1 pseudogene is annotated in these 582 nt (G+C 37.6%); it reads right to left on the minus strand.

Annotated features, from left to right (window positions below):
* Positions 1–142: pseudogene (glyA, locus tag ACJ5GX_RS00880) on the minus strand (serine hydroxymethyltransferase); the annotation flags it as partial.
* Between the last annotated feature and the right edge of the window lie 440 nt (positions 143–582).

Below are 582 nucleotides of genomic sequence, written 5' to 3' on the forward strand. Positions count from 1 at the left end.
CTAACACTTTCGCATTTTCTACAACTTTTTTACTATAAGTTTTAAACTCTGGCGCTAATGCTTCCTTAAATGCAACAGCTTTTGCAGCTATCACATGCATAAGTGGCCCACCTTGCAATCCTGGAAAAACCGCAGTAGGTACTGTGTATAAAAAGACAGCTACTCTGACAAAACAAACTTGTTTGAATGAATATTGTTATGCTGATCTTAGTAACACGATAGTTAGGTACTTTTGAAATATAATAAGATCTAGTTTTGATAGATCAAATTAGATCGATCGTGACTTTAACAGGTCTGCTCTTGTGGCTCGAGTCTGTACTTCCGATTGTTCTAAATATGGTGCATTCTGTTTGAGAAAGTGTTGTCCTTTGGGTCAACACTACAAACCATTACGTTGCGGCTCTTTTAGAAGCATCTGTGTTCCAGACGAAAATCAGGATCGATCCTAGAATGTAAGCTGACGGTTAAAAATAGGTGTCGTTAAATTCATTGCGTCAATCAATTACTTATTCAATAACTTCACGGCTATGTAAGGCACGGTTTACACGCTGCTATTGCAATTAATCAACCTAAGAGTCCTCT

The sequence above is a fragment of the Wolbachia endosymbiont of Tuta absoluta genome, from assembly GCF_059414725.1.